At 67.9% G+C, this 18,601-nt stretch carries 13 protein-coding genes; 10 read left to right on the top strand and 3 right to left on the bottom strand.

What is annotated here, in order from left to right:
* The 5 genes from rpoD to KBW98_RS18610 form a co-directional block, all read left to right on the top strand.
* On the top strand, positions 1 to 2,043 hold a 2,043-nt coding region (rpoD, locus tag KBW98_RS18590; protein ID WP_211521656.1), incomplete at its 5' end, for an RNA polymerase sigma factor RpoD.
* Between the two features lie 195 nt (positions 2,044 to 2,238).
* Positions 2,239 to 3,333, top strand: a complete 1,095-nt coding sequence (locus tag KBW98_RS18595; RefSeq protein ID WP_211521657.1) for a M23 family metallopeptidase — start codon at positions 2,239 to 2,241, stop codon at positions 3,331 to 3,333.
* Positions 3,334 to 3,511: 178 nt separating this feature from the next.
* Entirely contained in the window at positions 3,512 to 5,431 is a 1,920-nt protein-coding gene (locus KBW98_RS18600; protein ID WP_211521658.1) for a methyl-accepting chemotaxis protein, read from the top strand.
* A 62-nt stretch (positions 5,432 to 5,493) separates the two neighbouring features.
* Complete coding sequence (locus KBW98_RS18605) at positions 5,494 to 6,282, top strand: transporter (protein ID WP_211521659.1); 789 nt, start codon at positions 5,494 to 5,496, stop codon at positions 6,280 to 6,282.
* A gap of 191 nt (positions 6,283 to 6,473) precedes the next feature.
* Complete coding sequence (locus KBW98_RS18610; RefSeq protein ID WP_211521660.1) at positions 6,474 to 8,651, top strand: family 10 glycosylhydrolase; 2,178 nt, start codon at positions 6,474 to 6,476, stop codon at positions 8,649 to 8,651.
* A gap of 131 nt (positions 8,652 to 8,782) precedes the next feature.
* Here KBW98_RS18610 and ppc read toward each other — a convergent pair whose 3' ends face one another.
* The gene (ppc, locus tag KBW98_RS18615) at positions 8,783 to 11,581 is read right to left on the bottom strand and encodes a phosphoenolpyruvate carboxylase (RefSeq protein WP_211521661.1); all 2,799 of its coding nucleotides are present in this window, start codon (positions 11,579 to 11,581) and stop codon (positions 8,783 to 8,785) included.
* A gap of 228 nt (positions 11,582 to 11,809) precedes the next feature.
* Between ppc and hemC the strand changes: the two genes are divergently transcribed.
* The 5 genes from hemC to ppa all read left to right on the top strand — a co-directional run bounded on the left by hemC (position 11,810) and on the right by ppa (position 16,608).
* Entirely contained in the window at positions 11,810 to 12,718 is a 909-nt protein-coding gene (hemC, locus tag KBW98_RS18620) for a hydroxymethylbilane synthase (RefSeq protein WP_229429284.1), read from the top strand.
* The gene (locus KBW98_RS18625) at positions 12,711 to 13,481 is read left to right on the top strand and encodes a uroporphyrinogen-III synthase (protein ID WP_211521663.1); all 771 of its coding nucleotides are present in this window, start codon (positions 12,711 to 12,713) and stop codon (positions 13,479 to 13,481) included. The genes hemC and KBW98_RS18625 overlap by 8 nt, the downstream gene beginning before the upstream one ends.
* Positions 13,478 to 14,629 carry a uroporphyrinogen-III C-methyltransferase gene (locus KBW98_RS18630; RefSeq protein WP_211521664.1) on the top strand — a complete coding sequence of 384 codons (1,152 nt, stop codon included), beginning with the start codon at positions 13,478 to 13,480 and terminating at the stop codon, positions 14,627 to 14,629. The genes KBW98_RS18625 and KBW98_RS18630 overlap by 4 nt, the downstream gene beginning before the upstream one ends.
* A 3-nt stretch (positions 14,630 to 14,632) precedes the next feature.
* Positions 14,633 to 15,829, top strand: coding sequence for a heme biosynthesis protein HemY (locus KBW98_RS18635; protein WP_211521665.1), 1,197 nt, complete (start codon positions 14,633 to 14,635; stop codon positions 15,827 to 15,829).
* A gap of 239 nt (positions 15,830 to 16,068) precedes the next feature.
* Positions 16,069 to 16,608: an inorganic diphosphatase gene (gene ppa, locus KBW98_RS18640; RefSeq protein WP_211521666.1), complete on the top strand. Its 540-nt coding sequence runs from the start codon at positions 16,069 to 16,071 to the stop codon at positions 16,606 to 16,608.
* 126 nt (positions 16,609 to 16,734) lie between these two features.
* On the opposite strand, the gene KBW98_RS18645 is transcribed toward ppa, so the two are convergent.
* Both KBW98_RS18645 and KBW98_RS18650 read right to left on the bottom strand, forming a co-directional pair.
* Complete coding sequence (locus KBW98_RS18645; RefSeq protein WP_211521667.1) at positions 16,735 to 18,171, bottom strand: PA domain-containing protein; 1,437 nt, start codon at positions 18,169 to 18,171, stop codon at positions 16,735 to 16,737.
* Positions 18,158 to 18,565 (bottom strand): post-PEP-CTERM-1 domain-containing protein, encoded by a 408-nt coding sequence (locus KBW98_RS18650; protein ID WP_211521668.1) that lies wholly within the window; start codon positions 18,563 to 18,565, stop codon positions 18,158 to 18,160. Before KBW98_RS18650 ends, KBW98_RS18645 begins: the two co-directional genes overlap by 14 nt.
* Positions 18,566 to 18,601 lie beyond the last annotated feature (36 nt).

Raw genomic sequence — 18,601 nt, forward strand, 5'->3', positions numbered from 1 at the left:
CCGCAGGTGAAGGTGCCGGGCCGCCGCGGCCGCAAGCCGAGCGAGTTCGTGCCGGAAAACGACGAAGTCGCGGCGCTGAACGCGGTCGAGCGCGCCGAGCTGAAGGCGGCCTCGAAGCTGCGCGAACGCAAGGCCAAGGGCATCGCGACCCTGAGCGAGACCGGCTTCTCGGGCGAGGAACTGGAAAAGCGCCGCCAGCAGCTGAAGAACCTGATCAACATGGGCAAGGAGCGCGGCTACCTGACCCATGCGGAGATCAACGATCACCTGCCGGAAAACATCATCGATCCGGAAGCGATCGAAGGCATCATCGCGACCTTCAACGACATGGGCATCGCCGTCTACGAGCGCGCCCCGGAAGCGGAAATGATGCTGCTGTCGGACCAGGCCGTAACCCCGACCAGCGAGGACGAAGTGGAGGCCGCGGCCGCCACCGCGCTGTCGACCGCCGACTCGGACTTCGGCCGCACCACCGACCCGGTGCGCATGTACATGCGTGAAATGGGCGCGGTGTCGCTGCTGACCCGCGAAGGCGAGATCGAGATCGCCAAGCGCATCGAGGAAGGCCTGAAGGACATGGTGCAGGCGATCTCGGCCTGCCCGACCACGATCTCGGAAATCATCGCGCTGTCGCACAAGATCGCCGCCGACGAACTGAAGATCGACGACGTGGTGGACGGCTTCGTCGACCTGAACGAATCCTCGGCCCCGGCGCCGAGCGTCGCCGCTTCGTCCTCGGACGACGAGGAAGAGGAAGAAGAGGAAGTCGAAGAGGAAGAAGGCGAAGGCGGCGGCGGTGGCGCGGCCGGCTATTCGGCCGAGCAGCTGGCCGCCCTGAAGAAGGGCGCGCTGGACAAGTTCGCGCTGATCGAGAAGCAGTTCGACCTGATGGGCCACGCGTTCAAGACCCAGGGCTACGGCTCGGACGACTACAACGACGCGCAGGAAGTGATCTCGAACGAGCTGCTGGGCATCCGCTTCACCGCCAAGGTGGTCGAGAAGCTGTGCGACACCCTGCGCCACCAGATGGACGAAGTGCGCGCGATCGAGCGCGCCGTGCTGGACATCTGCGTGAACCGCTGCGGCATGCCGCGCGCCCACTTCATCAAGGTCTTCCCGGGCAACGAGACCGACCTGGCATGGGGCGACCGCGAAGTCGACTGCGCCTACCCGTACAGCGCCGTGCTGGGCCGTAACCTGCCGGCGATCAAGGAACTGCAGCAGCGCATGATCGACCTGCAGGCGCGCGTGGCGCTGCCGCTGGCCGACCTGCGCCGCATCAACAAGCAGATGGCGGCCGGCGAGAAGCGCGCACGCCAGGCCAAGCGCGAAATGACCGTGGCCAACCTGCGCCTGGTGATCTCGATCGCGAAGAAGTACATCAACCGCGGCCTGCAGTTCCTCGACCTGATCCAGGAAGGCAATATCGGCCTGCTGAAGGCGGTCGACAAGTTCGAATACCGCCGCGGCTACAAGTTCTCGACCTACGCGACCTGGTGGATCCGCCAGGCGATCACGCGCTCGATCGCGGACATGGCCCGCACCATCCGCGTGCCGGTGCACATGATCGAGACCATCAACAAGATGAACCGCATCTCGCGCCAGATCATGCAGGAAACCGGCAGCGAGCCGGACCTGCCGACCCTGGCCGCCAAGATGGAAATGCCGGAGAACAAGGTTCGCGAGATCATGAAGATCGCGAAAGAGCCGATTTCGATGGAAACCCCGATGGGCGAGGACGGCGATTCGCAGCTGGGCGACTTCATCGAGGACAACGCGACCCTGGCCCCGCTGGACGCCGCGCTGCACGCCTCGATGCGCAACGTGATCAAGGAAGTGCTGGACTCGCTGACCCCGCGCGAAGCCAAGGTGCTGCGCATGCGCTACGGCGTCGAGATGTCGAACGACCACACCCTGGAAGAGGTGGGCAAGCAGTTCGACGTGACCCGCGAGCGTATCCGCCAGATCGAAGCCAAGGCCATGAGCAAGCTGCGCCAGCCTTCGCGTTCGGACAAGCTGAAGACCTTCCTGCACAACAACTGACCGGGTTTGCGCCCGTAATCGTGAAGCCCGGTTCGCCGGGCTTTTTTTCGCCTTCTCCGGTCGGCCGCCCGCGTGTCTGCCGCCCGCTGCCTTCCATTCCCGGAAAACCGCGTTCCGTCCGAAATCCGGCCGGTCCGCGCGCAGGCGCACGTATAGTCGTCTCCGCTGTCAATACATTAACAAGGAGACCACGACATGCACCTGAAAACCATCCTCGCGAGCCTGCCGCTCGCCCTCGCCGCCACGCTGGCCAGCGCATCGAACCCGGTCGAGATCGTGGTCGCGCCCGCCACGCCGCTGATCGAGCAGGGCAAAGCCCAGCAACTGCTGAACATCGACTTCCGGATTGATAACAAGTCGCCCGACAAGATCGAGCTGAGCGAGATCGAGGCGGACGTGCTCGGTCCTTCCGGCCAGCTGCTGGCGCAATACCGCGTCGGCGCCAACGGGCGCAGCATCTTCGTGGTGCCGAACCGCTTCGTCGAACCGGGCAAGAGCGAGCTGGTGTTCAATCCCCTGTACGCCTTCCCGCAGGAGCTCGACCTGTCGCGCGTGCGTTTCACCTTCAAGTTCGATGTCGGCGACGACACGAAGTACAGCGTGCAGACCGAGGTCCGGCCGCAGCGCTTCAGCCCGCGCGCACGCTTGCGCCTGCCGGTGCAGGGCCCGGTGCTGGTGCATGACGGCCACGATTTCTACGGCCACCACCGCCGCCTGCCGCTGCTCGATCCCATGGCGCAAGCGCTCAAGTGGAGCCGCAACTTCATGCGCTACAGCTATGACTTCGTCGTCACCGACGAGCAGGGCCGGATGTATGCGGGCGACGGCAGCCGCAACGAGGACTGGTATGGCTGGGGCAAGCCGGTGCTGGCGCCGGCAGGCGGCAAAGTGATCCGCGCGGTCGGCGCGCTCCCCGACAACGGCAAGGGTAAGCGTCCGCCCTTCACCCGCGAGCAGTTCGTTGCCGATCCGTCCCTCATGTGGGGCAACCACGTCGAGATCGACCACGGCAACGGCGAGATCAGCCTGCTGGCCCACCTCAAGCAGGACAGCGTGCACCTGGCGGTGGGCGATGTGGTCAAGGCGGGCCAGCAGGTAGGCCAGATAGGCTTTTCCGGCGACGCCTTCCTGGTGCACCTGCACTACGACCTCAAGAACGCCCCCGGCTTCGACGCCGACGCCTTGCCGTCGCCGTTCACGGGCTTCGAGCGGCTGACCGGCAATCGCTGGCTGAAGGTGGACAGCGGCCAGGTCGACAGCGGCGACATCGTGCGCGCCATCCGTCGGTAAAGCGCGCCGTCTGCTGCTATCTTGTCGCTCCGCCATCGCTTGTCACGGCTTCGCAACGCTTATTTTACATTTTGGAAAGGCAAACGAGCGAAGGAATTGACGAGCTCTCGAGGCGCGCGAGAAGATTCTGTACGGCAACCACATTTGCTCATCAGGTCTTTTCAGCCCCTCGGATACCATGCTCACCCAATTCCTTCGCCGTTCCTCGATCAGGACCAAGCTCTTGCTCAGCATGGCCGCCTGCCTGCTGCTGTTCATTCTCATTTCGGCGGTCTTCAGCGTCACACTGACGAGCCGCAGCCAGCGCGGGCGCATCGTCGCCGACGACCTGCCCGCCGTGGTCGGCGAAATCCGCAATGACGTGATGCGCCAGATCGGCGAGCCCCTGACGGCCTCGCTGGCGATCGCCAACAACACCTACCTGCATGCCTGGGAACGCGAGGGCTTGCCCGACAGCGGCCTGGACGCCTGGCGCACCTATGCCGCCAAGGCCAAGGCCGACAATGGCGCGGCCAGCGTGTTCTGGGCCTCGGCCGGCACCCTCAAGTACATGGACGAGACCGGCCTGAGCTACATGCTGGAGAAGGGCAATCCGCGCGACGGCTGGCTGGAAAGCTTCCTCGCCAGCGGCCAGCGCTTCGACCTGGACCTCGACAACGACAAGAAGACCGGTGAACTCAAGCTGTTCGTGAACACCCGCGCCGAAGCCGGCGACGGCAAGGTGGCGGTGGCGGGCCTCGGCCTGTCGGTCAACGCGCTGGCCAACGCGGTGCGCGCCTACAAGGTGGGCCAGTCGGGCTATGTCTACCTGGTGCGCGACAACGGCAGCATTCTCCTGCACCGCAATACCAAGCTGGTCGACGGCGAGCACTACATGAAAGACCTGCCGGGCTATACGCCGGAGCTGGCCGCCAGCCTGCTGGGCAAGCAGAAGTTCGCGCACGGTTCACACGGTTCCGACACGGGCGCGCAGATCGTCGCCTCGTCCTACATCCCCGAGCTGGGCCTGTACATCATCGCCGAGGTGCCCGAGGACGAAGTGCTGGGCGGCCTGGCGCGCGCGGCCACGACCGCTTCGCTGATGGCTGGCGTGATCGGCGGCGGCATCGGCCTGCTGGTGATCTTCCTGGTCAGCCGCGCCATCACCGCCCCGGTCCGGCGCGCCGCCCTGATGCTCGGCGAGATCGCCGACGGCAAGGGCGACCTGACGCGCCGCATGCGCGTGGAGTCGCAGGACGAAATCGGCATGCTGGCCGACGCCTTCAACCGCTTCGTGTCGTCCCTGAGCCGCACCATGGGCGAGGTGCGCGCCAGCACCGATGCGCTGGCGGTCGCCTCGGCCGAGATCGCGGCCGGCAACATGAACCTGTCGAGCCGCACCGAGACCCAGGCCTCGAGCCTGGAAGAGACGGCGGCCGCGATGGAAGAGCTGACCTCGACCGTGCGCCAGAACGCCGACAATGCGCGCCAGGCCAACCAGCTGGTGATGTCTGCCAGCACCCAGGCGGAGCAGGGCGGCCAGGTGGTGGCGGAAGTGGTGACCACCATGGGCTCGATCACCGAGAGCTCGTACAAGATCGTCGACATCATCGGCGTCATTGACGGCATCGCCTTCCAGACCAACATCCTGGCGCTGAACGCCGCGGTCGAGGCGGCGCGCGCGGGCGAACAGGGGCGCGGCTTCGCGGTCGTCGCCAGCGAGGTGCGCAGCCTGGCCCAGCGCTCGGCCGCTGCCGCCAAGGAAATCAAGGAACTGATCAACGACTCGGTCAGCAAGGTCGAGGCGGGCGCGCGCCTGGTCGACAACGCCGGCGCGAGCATGAGCGGCATCGTGCAGGCCGTGCAGCGCGTGGCCGACCTGATGACCGAGATCGATGCGGCCAGCACCGAGCAAAGCCAGGGCATCGGCCAGGTCAACCAGTCGATCGCGGCGATGGACGACGTCACCCAGCAGAACGCGGCCCTGGTCGAGGAAGCCGCCGCCGCCGCCGGCGCGCTCGAGGAGCAGACCGCCAGGCTGGCCCAGGTGGTCGCGACCTTCAAGCTCGACGGCGCGGCCGCCAAGGGCGCTGCCGTGCGCGCGGCGCTGGCCGCCTGACTTAGCATGAGGGCTTCGTCGGGCCGCCAACCGTTTTATTAAGGACGTCCATGAAGCCTGCCATGCTGTCCCGCCGCGCGCCGCTCCTGGCTGCGCTTCTATTCATGCTCCCGCCGGCGCAGGCGGCCGAAGAGGGGATCGTGACCGACCGGCCCGACTTCGTCGAATCGAGCAATGTGGTCGGCAAGGGGCGGCTGCAGATCGAGACCAGCCTGCTGTTCGAGCGCGACCGCCAGCCGGGCCGGCGTGAGCGCAGCATCGCCACCCCGACCCTGCTGCGCGTCGGCGCCGGCGACAGCCTCGAGCTGCGCGTCGAGACCGACGGGCGCATCGCGGCGCGCAGTACCGACGCGGGCGGCGTGCGCACCAGCGCATCCGGTTATGCGGACACCGCGCTCGGCCTGAAGTGGCATGCCCTGGATGCCGCCGGCCGCCTGCCCTCGGTGGGCGTGCTGCTGCATGCGGACCTGGACAGCGGCTCGCGCGCCTTCCGCGGCAGCGGCGTGCGTCCCTCGCTGCGGGTGGCGGCCGAGTGGGAGCTGCCGTCCGGCATGTCGCTCGGCGTGATGCCGGGCCTGGGCCGCGAGCGCGGCGAATCCGGCCCTTCCTACAGATACGGCATCCTGGGCGTCGTCCTCGGCAAGTCCGTCAACGAGCGCCTGCGCGGCTTCGTCGAAGTGGCGCTGCCGCACATCGCACGCGGCCGCCATGGCGGCGTCCAAGCCAGCTTCGATGCCGGCGCCGCCTATCTCCTTTCCGAGACCTGCCAAGTCGATGCCATGCTGTCGCGCGGCCTGAACAGCCGCACGCCGGATACCGCCTTCACCATCGGCCTGTCCTTCAAGCGCTGAGCCCATGCCCGCCCCGGGAGCGCATGCATCCCGGTTATGCAAGCTTGTTGGAATTTCATTGGTTGCAAAAATGACAGTTGCGTAGGCTCTGACGCAGATGGCGGGCGTGGCGCGAGGAGAGGCGGCGCGCGCCGCCACAGGCGCATGGGCTCACCGGTGCGTCGACTTCAACCCTGCAAAAAATCCACAACATGAAAAAACTTTTGCTTGCCGCGGCAGCCGCCATGCTCGCCGCCACCCTGTCCCATGCCGCCCATGCCAGTCCACAGGACGCCTCGCCCAAGCGCGAACTGCGCGGCGTGTGGATCAGCACCCACCTGAGCCTGGACTGGCCGAACCGCCTCCAGACGCCCGAGCAGCAGCGCGCGGCGTTAGCAAGCATCCTCGACCACAACAAGGCGACCGGCATGAACGCGGCCTTCCTGCAGGTGCGCAGCCAGGCCGACGCCATGTACCCGAGCGACCTGGAGCCGTGGTCCTACTACCTGACCAACCAGCAGGGCAGCGCCCCGGCGCCCGCCTGGGATCCGCTGGAGTACGCGATCGCCGAGACGCGCAAGCGCGGCATGGAATTCCACGCCTGGATCAACCCCTACCGCGCGGTGGCCACCGTCGCCAACGAGGGCAACAACGCGCAGTACGCCAGTACCCACGTCTCGCGCACCCATCCGGAATGGCTGCTGCAGGTCGGCACCGTGAAGATCCTCAACCCGGGCTTGCCGGAGGTGCGCGACCACGTGGTGAAGGTCATCATGGACATCGTCAACCGTTACGACATCGACGGTCTGCACTTCGACGACTATTTCTATCCGAACGGCGTGATTCCCGACGACGCGGCCTACCACGCCGATCCGCGCGGCTTCCCGGACACGGCGGCGGGCCGGGCCGACTGGCGGCGCGACAACGTCAACCTCCTGATCGCGCGCGTAAACGCCGGCATCCAGGCCGCCAAGCCCTGGGTGAAGTTCGGCGTCTCGCCGTCGGGCATCTACCGCAGCAGCAGCGACCCGGCGATCGGCTCGCCGACCGCGGCCGGCGCCCTGCAGCACTACACCCACCTGTTCGCCGACACCCGCAAGTGGATCGAGCAGGGCTGGGTCGACTACCTGGCGCCCCAGGTCTACTGGTACATGGGCCAGGCCGGCTCGGATTATTCGCTGCTGGTCCCCTGGTGGAACAACAACGCCTTCGGACGCCACATGTACATCGGCCTGGCCGACTACAAGATGAATACGGCCGGCTGGACCAGCCCGGACCAGATCAACAGCCAGATCGCGCTGAACCGCGCGCAGGCCAATGTCTCGGGCCAGATCCACTTCCGCCATGCCTTCCTGCAGGCGAACGCCCTGGGCTACCGGACCAGCCTGATGAACGGCCTGTACCAGCGGCCGGCCCTGCCGCCCGTGATGGCCTGGAAGGGGCTGGGCGCGCCCGGCGCGCCGACCGCGCTGGCCGCCGCCGTCGGCCAGGACCAGGCCGTGCAGCTGGCCTGGAACGCGCCGGGCGACAGCGCCGACGAGTTCGAGAAGACGCGCCGCTTCGCCATCTACCGCTCGGAGCAGCGCGACATGGACCTGGACGCGCCCGGCAACCTGCTGGCCGCGACCGACGCCGCCACCCCGGCGTTTACCGACAAGAGCGTCGAGGCGGGCAAGTACTACTACTACACCGTGACGGCGCTGAACCGCCTGAGCGTGGAAAGCGCGTGCGCCAACACGGTCAGCAACGACGTCGAGCCGCCCGTGGTGCGCACACGCGACGCTCAAGTGATGCTGGCGAACGGCACGGCGAGCATCACGCCGGACCAGGTCGACGGCGGCAGCAGCGACAACTGGGGCGTGGAGTCCCTCAGCCTGTCGCGCTCGGGCTTCTCGTGCGCGGACATCGGGACCCAGCGCGTGCAGCTGGAGGCCGTCGACAAGGCGGGATTGCGCGCCAGCGGCGAGGCGAACGTGCAGGTGCTCGGCACCATGCCGCAGCCGGAAGCGACGGCCGGCGCGGCCGCGATCACCTTGGGCTACGGGCCGCAGAGCGTGGTCCTGAGTGCGAGCGACAAGGCGGGCGCCGAGGCGAGCTACGCATGGAGCCCGGCGGAGGGGCTGTCGACCGCCAGCGGCGCGGTGACCACGTTCACGCCGGCGGCGGCGGGCAGCTTCAGCTTCGTGGTGCAGGCGGCCAGTCCGCAGGGCTGCTATGCGCAGGCCGGCGTGACGGTGGCGGTGATCGATGCGCGCTGCGGGGAGGGGAAGGTGGCGGTGTGCCACAAGACGGGTAGCAGCACGAATCCGTCGAACCAGGTCTGCATTGCGCCGAATGCGGTGGAGGCGCATTTGAAGAAGGGGGCGAGCTTGGGGGCGTGTATACAGTAGTGGCTAAGGTGAGAACTTGGGTCCCCGCCTGCGCGGGGATGACGTGTGAACGACCGTAGTCGTTGGCCCTTTAACCGTCATTCCCGCGAAGGCGGGAACCCAAGTTTGCATGAACAGCTACACGGCTCTCATCAGCCCGTATTGCGCAACCCCGCCGCCACCCCATTGATCGACAAATGAATCCCGCGATTCACGCGCGGGTCCACATTGTCCGCCAGCGCACGGCGGCGGTGAATCAGCTCCACCTGCAGGTGATTCAGCGGATCGAGATAGGCAAAGCGGTTCTGGATCGAGCGGGCCAGCAGCGGATTGCCGGCCAGGCGTTCGCCGGTGCCGGTGATCGATTCCAGGCAGCGCAGGGTTTCGCCATGCTCCGCCGCGATGCGCTTGAAGATGCGTTCGCGCAGCGATGCATCCGCCACCAGCTCGGCGTAGCGCGAGGCGATCGCCAGGTCGGTCTTGGCCAGCACCATGTCCATGTTCGACAGCAGGGTGGCAAAGAATGGCCAGTCGTGGAACATGGCGCGCAGCAGCTCCAGCTTGTTCTCGCGCTCGCCTTCGCCCAGCCAGCCGCTCACGGCCGAGCCGAAACCGTACCAGCCCGGCAGCAGCAGGCGGCACTGGCCCCAGGAGAAGCCCCAGGGAATCGCGCGCAGGTCTTCGATGCGGCGGGTCGACTTGCGCGAGGCCGGGCGCGAACCCAGGTTCAGTTCCGCGATCTCGGCGATCGGGGTGGCCGAGAAGAAGTAGTCGGTGAAGCCCGGGGTCTCGTAGACGAGATTACGGTAGGCCTTGTAGGCGCGCTCGGACAGTTCCGCCATCACGCCCTCAAAACGGGCCAGGCGCTCGGCCCCGGCGCCATTGGTGGCGTGCGGGCTCAGGCTCGCTTCCAGGGTCGCGGCCACCAGCAGCTCCAGGTTGCGGCGGCCGATCTCGGCGTTCGAAAACTTGGAGGCGATGATCTCGCCCTGTTCGGTCAGGCGGATCTGGCCGTTGACGGTGCCCGGCGGCTGGGCGCGGATCGCGTCGTAGCTCGGGCCGCCGCCGCGGCCGACGGTGCCGCCGCGTCCGTGGAACAGGCGCAGCTTGACGTTCCGGGCTTCGAAGACCTCGACCAGTTTCAGCTCGGCCTGGTAGAGCTCCCAGTTCGAGGTCAGGAAGCCGCCGTCCTTGTTCGAGTCCGAGTAGCCGAGCATGACTTCCTGCAGGCGGCCTTGCTTCTCGATGACGCTGGCCACCAGCGGCAATGCCATCCATTCCGACATGATGCCAGCGGCGCGCTGCAGGTCGGGGATGGTCTCGAACAGCGGGATCACCATGACGTCGCAGGCGCCGGCGGACACGCGCATCAAGCCGGTTTCCTTCTGCAGCAGCAGGACTTCCAGCAGGTCCGACACGGTCTCGGTGTGCGAGATGATGTAGTTGCGGATCGCGCGGCTGCCGTAGCGCACGCGGATCTCGCGCGCGGTGCGCAGGATCGCCAGCTCGCCGTTGGTCTCGTCGCTGTAGCTCTCGTAGGGCGTGTACAGCAGGCGCGGCTGGGCCAGTTCCTGCTGCAGCAGCGCGATCTTGCGTTCCTCGCTCAGCGCGGCGTAGTCGTCCTCGACGCCGGCGCGTGCGAACAGCTCGGCCAGCACGCGCTCGTGCACGTCCGAGCTCTGGCGCATGTCGAGCGAGGCCAGGTGGAAGCCGAAGATGCGCGCGGCGCGCTTCAGGCCCGCCAGGCGCGGCTCGATCAGCACCGCGCCGTGGTTGGCGCGCAGCGAATCGGCCAGCACTTCCAGGTCGGCGGCGAACAGCTCGGGATCGAGGTAGGGCGCGGCGTGGCCGACTTCCTTGCGCAGGATGTGGCCCAGGCCCAGCTCGCGCGCGGTGGCGGCCAGGCGGGCGTAGATGCCGATCAGGGCGCGGCGGTAGGGCTCGTCGCTGCGGTGCGGGGAATTGTCCGGCGAGGCGTCGGCCAGGGAAGCCAATGCCGGCGACACGTCCACCAGCAGGGTCGAGGCGGACAGCTCGGCGCCCAGCGCGTGCACTTCGTCGAGGTAGAAGTCGAGGATGGTGGTCGACTGGCGCGTCAGCGCATGGCGCATGGTGTCGGCATTGACGTTCGGGTTGCCGTCGCGGTCGCCGCCGATCCAGCTGCCCATCTGCAGGTAGGTGGCGTTGTGCAGGCCGGCGCTGTCGTTCCCATAATGCGCGGCGATCTCGCAGGCGATGTCCTCGACCAGGGCCGGCACTTCACGCAGGAAGGTGATGCGGTAGTAGGACAGCGCATTGTCGATCTCGTCGGCCACGGTCAGCTTGGAGTAGCGCAGCATGCGGGTCTGCCACAGGGTCGCGATTTTCGCGTGCAGCAGCTGGGTGTTGCGCTGGCGCTCCTTGGGCGTGAGCGGCAGGTCGCGTTCGGCCAGCAGGCGCGCGATGTCGTGCTCGGCGTCCAGGATGCTCTTGCGCTGCACCTCGGTCGGGTGGGCGGTCAGGACCGGCGAAATCAGGGCCTCCTTGAAGAAGCCTTCGACGGTGTCCTGGCTCACGCCGGCGTCCACCAGCTTGCCCAGCGCATAGCCGACGCTGCCGGCCTGCGGGCCGGAGCCGTGCAGCAGGTGGGCGCGGCGGCGGCGGTTGTGGTGCTGGTCCTCGGCGATGTTGGCCAGGTGCGAGAAATAGGAGAAGGCGCGCACCACCGAGTTGGTCTGGTCGCGGGTCAGCTTGTGCAGAAGGGCGGTCAGTTCCTCGCCCGCCTTGGGATCGTCGTCGCGGCGGAAGCGCACCGCGGTCTGGCGAATGGTTTCGACGATCTCGAAGACCGCGTCGCCTTCCTGGTCGCGCAGCACGTCGCCCAGGATGCGGCCGAGCAGGCGAATGTCTTCTTTCAGTGGCGCATCCTTGTCCGCGCCGGAGGGGTTGTCATGTGCAGCTAGGTTGTCCATATCGACCACAAGTTAATAGATTGTGCGATGGCGTTTTGGCCATGGTCTGCAAGAGGGCCCATGATAAAATTTGTGATCTTATGCAAGAGCCGGTTACTGGCATCGTCCGGATGGGGCTCAACGACAGTGAAAGAATCCGAGTTGAAAGTTAATGAATCGGCGCAGCAGGCGCCAGCGAACGCAGCACCCGGCAAGCTTATTATCGCATCCCGCGAAAGCCGCCTTGCCATGTGGCAGGCGGAGCACGTGCGCGCCCGACTCGCTGCATTATATCCGCACTGCAGCGTCGAAATTCTGGGAATGACAACACGGGGCGACCAGATCCTCGACCGCACCCTCTCGAAGGTGGGCGGGAAGGGCCTGTTCGTCAAGGAACTCGAGGTGGCGATGGCCGAGGGCCGCGCCGACCTGGCCGTGCACTCGCTCAAGGATGTGCCGATGGAGTTGCCGGAAGGTTTCGAGCTGGCCGCCGTGCTGGAGCGCGAGGATCCGCGCGACGCCTTCGTCTCGAACGACTACGCCAGCCTGGACGCCCTGCCGGACGGCGCCGTGGTCGGCACCAGCAGCCTGCGCCGCCAGGCCCTGATCGCGGCGCGCTACCCGCACCTGGTCATCCGCCCGCTGCGCGGCAACCTGGACACCCGCCTGGGCAAGCTCGACCGTGGCGAGTATGCGGCCATCATCCTGGCCGCGGCCGGCCTCAAGCGCCTGGGCCTGCCCCAGCGTATCCGCGCGCTGCTGGAACCGGAATACAGCTTGCCGGCGGCGGGGCAGGGCGCAATGGCGATCGAAATCCTGAGCGGCCCGCGCAGCGACGGCGTCGACCTGCGCGCCGTGCTGGCGCCGCTCAACCACGAGGAAACCGCCCAGGCCGTCATGGCCGAGCGCAAGGTGTCGCGGATCTTCGGCGGCAGCTGCCAGATTCCGCTGGCGGCCTTCGCCCAGGTGGAAGACGGCCAGATGCGCCTGCGCGCCATGGTCGCCACGCCGGACGGCAAGCGCGTCGCCAGCGGCGAAGTCCACGGCGCCGCCGCCCAGCCGGAACTGCTGGGCGAGCAAGTGTCCGCATTGCTGGCCGGGCAGGACGCGCATGCGATCCTCGAGGCCTGCAAGCAGGACGCCAGCCCGGATGCCTGACCCGGTCGTCATCACCCGGCCGCGCGCCCAGGCCGAAGCGCTGGCCGAGGCCGTGGCGGCGCTGGGCCGCACGCCGGTCGTGCTGCCGCTGCTGGAGATCGGCCCGGCCGGCGATCCAGGACAGCTGCGCGCCGTGCTGGCCGGGCTGGCGGACTATGCGCTGGTGGCCTTCGTATCGCCCAACGCGGTGGACGCCGCCTTTGCCCACATTTCTGCCTGGCCGGCCGGGGTGCCGCTGGCCGTGGTGGGCGAGGGCAGCCGGCTGGCGCTGGCGCGCCATGGTGTGACGGATGCGGCCGCGAAGATCTACTGCCCTGCCGGGCAGGATCCCAGCGATTCCGAGCATTTGCTGAAGGTGCTCGACCTGGACGCCCTGGCCGGACGGCGGGTGCTGATCGTGCGCGGCGACAGCGGCCGCGAGCTGCTGGCCGAGCAGCTGCGCGCCGCCGGCGCCCAGGTGGAGGCGGTGGCGGCCTACCGCCGCAGTGTCCCGCTGTTGACGCCTGAACTCGCCGCCCGCCTGCATGCCTTGCTGGAGCGGCCGAACGACTGGATAATCACGAGTTCCGAAGCCCTGCGCGGGCTGGCGGGACTGGTGGAGCAGCTCGACCCGGCCTTTGGCCCCGGCCGCCTGCGGGGCCAGCACCTGATCGTGCCGCATGCGCGCATCGCCGAAACGGCGCGCGCGCTGGGCTTTGACCGCATCACGCTCACCGGTTCCGGCGACGCTCGCCTACTTGCCGCGTTACAATCACAAGAATGAACGAATTGCCCAACAACCCAGAACAAGCCCAGCCGCCAGGGGCGCCGTCGACCAGTCTCCAGAAGGCCGAGCCCCTGGCCGCGCCGCCGCGCGCGCCCGGGCGCAGCCTGTTCGAGACCGTGCAGCAGCCGCTGCCGCTGGCCGTGACGGTGCTGGCGGTGCTGCTGGCCGTGCAGACCATTTCCTCGCACAGCCGCATCAACTCGCTGCGCAAGGACATGGCGCTCAGCCTGCAGAAGGGCAATGCCGTGAACGCCGAGACCGCCGCGCTGGCGCGCGAGGTGTCGGACCAGTCGAAGGAACTGCAGATCAAGGTCGGGGTGCTGGAAAGCCGCCAGAGCGAAGCCCAGAGCCAGCAGCTGGCCCTGGAGCAGCTGTACCAGGACCTGTCGAAGAACCGCGACGAATGGGCGCTGTCGGAGATCGAGCAGGTGCTCTCGACCGCCAGCCAGCAGCTGCAGCTGGCGGGCAACGTGCAGGGCGCCCTGATCGCGCTGCAGAACGCCGACCGCTCGCTGTCGCGGTCGGACAAGCCGCAATTCCTCACCATTCGCCGCGCCATCGCCTCGGACATCGAAAAACTGAAAGCCACGCCGGCGGTGGACATGGCCGGCGTCGCGCTGCGCCTCGATAACGTGATCGCCCAGGTCGACTACCTGCCGATCCTGTCCGACGAAAAGCCGTTGCTGCCGGCGGCGCCCGCGCGCAGCGTGCGCAAGCAGGAGAGCAAGGCCAAGGAAAAACAGACGCCGCCCGCGGCCCTGACCCTGGCCGAGCGCGTCGGCCAGACCTGGAGTAACTGGAGCCAGGAGATGTGGGACGACGTGCGCCAGCTGATCCGCGTGCGCAGCGTCGAGAAGCCCGAGGCCCTGATGCTGTCGCCGGGCGAATCCTACTTCGTGCGCGAGAACCTCAAGCTGCGCCTGTTGAACGCGCGCCTGGCCCTGCTGTCGCGGAACGAGGCGACCTTCCGCGACGACCTGGTGACGGCCCAGGAAACCCTGCTCAAGTATTTCGACACGCGCGCCCGCGCCACCCAGTCGGTGCAGGCGGCGCTGCGCCAGGTGCAGGCCAACAACCTGCAGATCGAGATGCCGACCCTGGCGGACAGCCTGAACGCCGTGCGCAACTACAAAGCGAAGCAATAAGCCATGCGTTTACTCCTCTGGTTAGTCGCGCTGATGGCCGCCGCCATCGGCATTGCCGTGACCGCGCGCTTCAATCCGGGCAATGTGGTGCTGTTCTATCCACCGCACCGGATCGACATGTCCCTGAACCTGTTCGTGGTGCTGCTGGTCCTCCTGTTCCTGGTGGTCTACGGGCTGGTGCGCGCGCTGAACGCCACCCTCAAGATGCCCGAGCGGGTGGCCGCCTACCGCCAGCGCAAACGCGAGCGTGAAGGCAACAAGGGCTTGCGCGACGCGCTCAAGGCCTTGTTCGAAGGCCGCTTCGGCCATGCCGAGAAGGCCGCCATGCGCGCCGCCGAGCTGCCCGAGAACGCCGGCCTGGCGGGCCTGATCGGCGCCCGCGCCGCGCACCGCATGCGCGAACCGGCGCGCCGCGACGCCTGGCTGGCCGGCATCGCCCACGACGGCGCACTGAAGACCGCGCGCCTGATGACGGTCACCGAGCTGCTGGTCGACGACCACCAGCCGGAAGCGGCGCTGGAAGCCGTGGCCGAACTGAACGCCAGCGGCCAGCGCCACATCCACGCGCTGCAGTGGGCGATGAAGGCCAACCAGCAGGCGCGCAACTGGCCCGAGGTGCTGCGCCTGGTGCGTATCCTGGACAAGCGCAAGGCGCTGCACCCGGCGCTCTCGGCCCGTTTGCGCGAGCTGGCCTACGACGCGCTGCTCGGGGAGCCGGGGCATGACGCCGAATCGATCCGCCGCGTGTGGTCGACGGTGCCGGCGGTGGACCGCAGCGTGCCGTATATCGCGGCGCGCGCGGCGACCGCCTTCAATGCGCGCGGCCTGCACGACGAGGCGCGCGCCATCGCCGAGGACGCGCTCAAGGCCAACTGGGACGAGCGCGTGGTGCGCGCCTACCGCGAAGCCGCCGGCCCGGCCGGCTCGCCTTCGCTGCTGGCCCAGATCGAAAGCTGCGAGACCTGGCTCAAGCACCGGCCTACCGATCCGGAGCTGGCGCTGACCCTGGGCTCGCTGTGCCTGAAGCAGAAACTGTGGGGCAAGGCCCAGCGCCACCTCGAGCAGGCCCTGTCCGACGCCACCGAGGCGCCGATGGTGCGCGAGGCGCACCTGAAGCTGGCGCAGATGCACGAGGCGCTGGGGCAGGAGCAGGAGGCGGCGAATCATTACCGGCAGTGTGCGCTGGCGAGTATCCTGTAAGCGACGCGGCCTGAGGGCCGCGTTTGTCTTCGTAGGGTTGGCGGCTTCGCCGCCGACGCGTTTGGCTGGACCTTGCCATCCCGCTCATCCGTTATTCATGTGTCGGTTGGACGCGTCGGCGGGAAACCCGCCGACCCTACGCCGTTCCGCACCTTTGCCTCCGTTGCACCGCACAAGCGATACCCGTTTCGCTATAATGACGGACCATTATTAATTCTTCAGCAACCAAGGACGATTCCATGAGCTTGAACAATGTTCCAGCCGGCAAAGATGTGCCGAACGACTTCAACGTCATCATCGAGATCCCGATGAATGCCGACCCGGTCAAGTACGAGGTCGACAAGGACAGCGGCGCGATCTTCGTCGACCGCTTCATGGGTACCGCGATGCACTACCCGTGCAACTACGGCTACGTGCCGCAGACCATCGCCGACGACGGCGACCCGTGCGACGTGCTGGTCATCACCCCGTTCCCGCTGCCGCCGGGCGTGGTGGTGCGCTGCCGCGCGCTGGGCGTGCTGAAGATGACCGACGACGGCGGCGGCGATGCGAAAGTGATCGCGGTGCCGGTCGAGAAGGTCCTGCCGATGTACAAGAAGATCCAGTCGCTGGACGACCTGGAAGAGCTGCGTCTCAAGCAGATCCAGCACTTCTTCGAGCACTACAAGGACCTGGAGCCGGGCAAGTGGGTCAAGATCGAAGGCTGGGCCGATGCGGATGCCGCGAAGGCCGAGATCACCAACGGCGTCGCTGCGTTCAAGCAGAAGAGCCAGGCGTAATCCCTGTTTCAGAGAAAAGGCCGGCGTCCTTCGGGGCGGCCGGCCTTTTTTCATTTCACCCACACGCTGATCGGGCATGCACCTGCTGCTTGGACGCGTCGGCGGCGAAGCCGCCAAGCCTACGCCCTACCAACCAATATCGCGCAGCAGCGGATAAGTCAGATCCCGCGGCGGCGCCACGGCGTGCGTCAGGTCCGCATTGATGGATGGTTCCATCAGCTGGTTCGGCCTGGCCTCGGTGGTGTAGTGCGAGACCGAGGACCCCGGCGCGTTCGCGCTCGGGGTGTACATCAGGATGCGGTCGTCGGCGTCGGTGCCGGCCAGCCGGGTGGGATCGACCCCGAGGCCGGCGATCACGCCCGAGCGGGTGCGCGAGCGCCCCTGCAGCGCGGCTTTCAGGCGCACGCCGTCGGCCTGGGTGATGCGCACCGACGGGATCCGGATCGAGGGATCGTCGCCGCTCATGCCGGCCACGTCCCCCGGCGCGTTGTCGGCCACCACCATCCCGATCGCACCGGCGTCCTGGACATGGCGCGCCTTGTCGACGAAGCCGCAGGCGCCGCGGTCGACCAGGGCCACGTTGCCGCGCACGGCCAGCGCGTTGTCGGCATCCAGCGGGGCGCAGGCCAGTCCCGTGCCGTCCGCCTGGTCGACCACCGGCATGAGCTGGCCGCGCACCACGGTGGGGCCGAGCGGCGGGCCGAACGCGGCGTCGCCGACGTCGTAGGTGCCCGCCGCCTCGCCGGCGGCACGGCCGGCGACGCCAAGGATGGAGCGCGGCACCAGCACTCCGGGCACGGCGGCGCTCACGTTCGGGCCGTTCCATGACAGGCCGCGCCAGGTGACGGCCGACGCTGCCCGCTCGGCGTCGCTCATCTGCACCCACAGGCGCTCGTTGCGGTTATCGACCAGGTAGTGGTCCCAGACCGAGGGAATGCCCATGATCTGCGCGCCCGTCGCGTGGTCGGTGAAGGTCTGGAAGCCGAGCCCGTGCGCCATCTCGTGCAGCAGCACGGTGACCAGGTCGATCTGGCCGCCCGGGTTGTTGTCCAGCCCCAGGTAGAATCCCGATCCCGGCAGGCAGTCCGGGAACAGGCCGAGGCGCGCATTGAAGCGCGCCAGGATGTGCGGTTCATCTGGTGTGCTGAGCTCGACCCCGGCCAGCTTGCCGGCCAGCGCGCTCGGGTACCAGGTGTTGGCGCGCGGCGCGTTCGGGAAGTCGGACCAGATTTCCCAGGCGCCGGCCGAGCCCAGCACGGCGCTGTTGGCGGTGCAGGACAGCGGGATGAAGGCGGCGCCCACCCGGATCGGCACCGTGCTCGACAGGGTGGCGCCCCAGATCTCGGCGGCGCGCTGGAAGGCGATCAGGCGCTGCTGCCCCAGGGTGGTGCCCATGTTGCCGCCGACCGGAGCGGCCGGGGCCGGGTCGTTGAAGCCGACGCCGGGCGCGTTGAGGTTGACGATGGTGATGGTCGCGGCCTGGGCGCCGGCCAGGGCGAACAGGTTGAAGAGCAGCGCAAGGAGGGCCCAGAACAGCCCGGCGCGGGACTTATCGGCTTTCATGATGATGATCCTCCTGCGGAACGGCGGACTGGTGGCCGCGGACGGCGCGCTCGGCGGCAGCCTCGCCGTGGACGCAGTGACGGTCGAGCTTGCCTTCGGCATCGCGCTTGACGACGGAGTAGACCAGGCCGCTGTCACCCAGCTGTACGCTGCGGCGGCCGTCGGCCCCGAGCACCATCTTCGGCTGGACCGGCGCGAGGCGCGAGGCCGGCGCGGCCCGCTGCAGGGCCTGCAGCTCGGCGGCGGTGGGCGGGCGCATCTGTCCCGTCTGGGGATCGCGCACGACGATCATGCCTTCCTGGCCTGCGCCCTGGTGCGCGGCTTGAGGGACAGCCCATGCCGCGGCACAGCAGGCGGCGAGGGGAAGGAGGAAAAGCAGTCGGCTGGTTCGCATGGCGGTTCTCCTGTTCACTTACTGGGCGCTTCACTC

This window comes from Massilia sp. ST3 (assembly GCF_018119405.1).
Lineage (GTDB): Bacteria > Pseudomonadota > Gammaproteobacteria > Burkholderiales > Burkholderiaceae_D > Telluria.